At 74.9% G+C, this 3,345-nt stretch carries 2 protein-coding genes; one reads left to right on the top strand and one right to left on the bottom strand.

From position 1 onward, the window contains the following. Positions 1-2,786: FtsK/SpoIIIE domain-containing protein (locus tag AC30CM_RS26850; protein WP_490119954.1), on the bottom strand; the 2,786-nt coding region annotated here is incomplete at its 3' end. Between the two features lie 122 nt (positions 2,787-2,908). Between AC30CM_RS26850 and AC30CM_RS26845 the strand changes: the two genes are divergently transcribed. Beyond that, positions 2,909-3,345 (top strand): EsaB/YukD family protein (locus tag AC30CM_RS26845; protein ID WP_490119953.1); only part of this gene is annotated, 437 nt, incomplete at its 3' end.

Below are 3,345 nucleotides of genomic sequence, written 5' to 3'. Positions count from 1 at the left end.
CTGTCGGTCGGCAGCGTCGCGTGGGCCACCCGCCGCGGCAGGGGCAGCACGGGCGGTGCGCCGGGCCCGGGGTGCCGTAGCGCTCGGGCGCGAGACGCGTTGCACGGCAGGGCAATCGCGAACTCCAGGCCGTTGCGGGTGCTGCCACGGCCGGGAGGCGCGCCGACGAGGCGGCGCGCCATGGCGCGGTCGGTCTCCGATTCCGCCGGTTCGCCGAGGCGCAGCTCGATGCGGGTACCCAGCTGGTCCTTGAGCGCCGGCCGCAGATCCGCCCATCGCGACGCGGCGACGACCACGTGTACGCCCACCGCAAGGCCCTGGCGGGTGACGTCGGCGACGACGTCGTCCAGGTCGTCGAGTGCGGCCCGCGCCGCCGCCCAGCCGTCGATCACCAGGAACACGCGCGCCGCGGGAGCATCCGTCGGCGCGCGCTCTGATTCGGTGCGGTCGGACCCGGTGCGGTCGGTCACGGTGGACCGCACGCGGGTCAGGATGCGGCGCGCCAGCTCGACGTCGGCCGCCCCCGCCACCGCGCCGACGTGCGGCAGCTCCGCCACCGCCCGCAGCCCGCCGCCGCCGAAGTCCAGGACGTACACCTGGGCGCCGGCGGGCGGATGCAGCGCGGCCAGCGCCGTCACCAGGGTGCGCACGGCGGTGGACTTGCCGGCACGCGGTCCGCCGACGACGGCGACGTTGCCGCCGAGACCGTCGAGGTCGGCCATCAGCACGTCGCGCCGCTGGGCGAACGCATCGTCCACCACCCCGAGCGGCACGCGCCACGACGCCGCGGGCGGCAGCAGCTCCCCGAGGTGTGGCGAGGCGGTCAGCGGCGGCGCCCAGACGACGTGGGCCGCCCTGCCGTGACCCGCCAGCCCGTCGAGCACGGCGTCGAGCACCGAGCGGGTGCCCCGTGGTGACGCCACCGGTGCGGCGTCGCCGCAGCGGACGAACGGGCGCACCGCCTCCGCGACGGGCGCCCGGCGCGTGACGGGTTGCGATGCGTAGCACGCCCGGAATCGCACCACGTCGCCGTCGGCGGTCTGCAGCAGCGCGACCCCGGGGGTGTTCGGCAGGTCGTGGGCAGCCGCACTGCCCAGTACCGCACGGGACTCGGCGGCCGAAAAGGTCTTCAGTGCAATGCGATACGACAGGTGCGACTCGAGACCGCGCAGTCTGCCCTCGTCGAGACGCTGGCTGGCCAGCAGCAGGTGCATGCCCAGGGAGCGGCCCACCCGTCCGATGGCCACGAACAGTTCGGCCAGATCCGGTTGGTGTGCCAGCAGTTCGGAGAACTCGTCGACCACGACGAGCAGCACCGGCAGTGGCGGCAGCGCGACGCCCGCGGCGCGCGCCCGGTCGTGGTCGGCGAGGCCGGCGAAGTCTCCGGCCGCACGCAGCAGCTCCTGCCTGCGCGTCATCTCCCCGGCGAGCGCATCCTTCATCCGCGCCACCAGGTGGGTCCGGTCGGCCAGGTTGGTGATGACCGCCGCGACGTGACGCAGCGGCTCGAAGCCGTGAAACGTGGCGCCGCCCTTGAAGTCGATCAGCACGAGGTTCAGCGCATCCGGCGAATGCGTGGCCACCAGTCCCGCCACCAGCGTGCGCAACAGCTCGGACTTCCCCGAACCGGTGGCCCCCACGCACAACCCGTGCGGACCCATGCCGCCGTGAGCGGCCTCCTTGAGATCGAGGTCCACGGGGACCCCGGCCTCGTCGACGCCGATGGGGACCCGCAACCGCCCGCGCGCGTCGCGGGGACGCCAGGCGCACACCGGGTCGACGGCTTCCGGGTCGTCGATGCCCAACAGGGCGGGCCACGCGGTGTCCCGCACCACCGCCGAGTCCCGGACGATCGCCGCGACCCGTTTGGCACATGCGACCGCCGCCGCGGACGACATCGCGTCGTGGCGGTCGGGGGCGGCGCCGACGTCGATCGCCGGCCGGTCGGCGGCCCCCACCCGCAGCAGCGTCACCCCGGCGCGCTCGACGGGACCGGCGGGTCCCTCGACCACCACGACGACGTGCACCCCACCCGAATCGCCATGATGCGGAAGCCATTTCAGCCAGTCCCACGCGGCCGCGTCGGTGACGTACGCGGCAATCCGCACCTCGTCGGGAGGGTGCGCGACGGCGAGCTGACAGACCATCGCCCGGGCCAGGGCCCGCGCCTGGTCGGCCGTCCCGCCGAGCGTGATGACACGGTGCGCCCGCAGGTCCACGGTCACCGGCACGTCGGGGACGGCGGCGCGCACCGCCAGCAGTCGGGCCGCGGCCTCGGCGCTGAACGGGTCGACGTCCTCGGACGTCAGCGTCGCGGGCGCGCCGAGCGGGTTCTGGGGTGGGCGGGCACCCACCCCCACCCGGACGTGGCAGAAGTCGGCGGACTCCGCCGTCCGCCGCCAGGCCCGCGGCCCGCACGCCACGGCCCACAGCGCATCGGGTTCGGGATGGGCGGCGTGGCTCTCGGCATGCTGTGCGGCCGCGGCGGCGGCCGCGTGGGCGTCGACCGCGTCGAGATGACGGAGGTAGCGGCACCGCGCCTCGTCCAGTTCCGCGACGCGGCGCGTGCCGCGTGCCCCGTGTGCCAAGGACCCCAGCACCGACACCGCCATCAACAGCGGGAACACCAGCATGGTCGGTCCGCGCGCCGCCGCGCCGGACCGGAAGTACACCACCGCCATGCCCACCCCCGCCGCGAGCATCAGCACGGGTAGCAATCGCGCAGCCGGATTGGCGGGCGCGGTGCGCGGGATCTGGGGCGGATCGGCCACCTTGTCGAGGTCCATCACGTGATTGGACGCACCGGGGCGCCGTCCGGTTCCATCCGATCGCGAGATCTTTTGGTGCGCATCGGGTGTCCCACGGCCGGTTAGCGTGAGACCAGTGCCACGCGGACCCGGGGGGATCGATGACGTCGTGCCGGCTGACCATCCACGCCGACGGTGACCCCGTCGACGTCGTGGTGCCCGAGACCGTGCCCGTGGCGAGTGTGCTGCCCGAGATCGCCGTCCTGGCGCGTGCCGGCGACGGCGTACACCGTCGGCTGGCCCGGCTCTCCGGCGAGCTGCTCGACGATGCGGAGTCCCTGCGCGACAACGGCATCCGCGACGGCGACACGCTGCTGCTGGTGGCACACCTGCCGCCACCGGCGCGGCACCGCACGTGGGACGCCGCCCGCGACGCCGTGCTGGCTCCCACGACACCGCCGCAGCACCTCCCCGATCCGGGTGCGGCCGTCGTACTGGCGGCCGCGGTCGCGACGTGCGTATTCGGCACCACCGGCCCGCGGTGGCCGTTCCTCGCGGGGGCGCTCGTGATCGCGGTGGCCGCCGCCGCGGCCGCGGT

Source organism: Mycobacterium sp. DHQP2018-32-09, assembly GCF_058148405.1.
The sequence above is the reverse complement of the archived record's forward strand: the minus strand, read 5'-3'. Positions and strand labels throughout refer to the sequence as shown.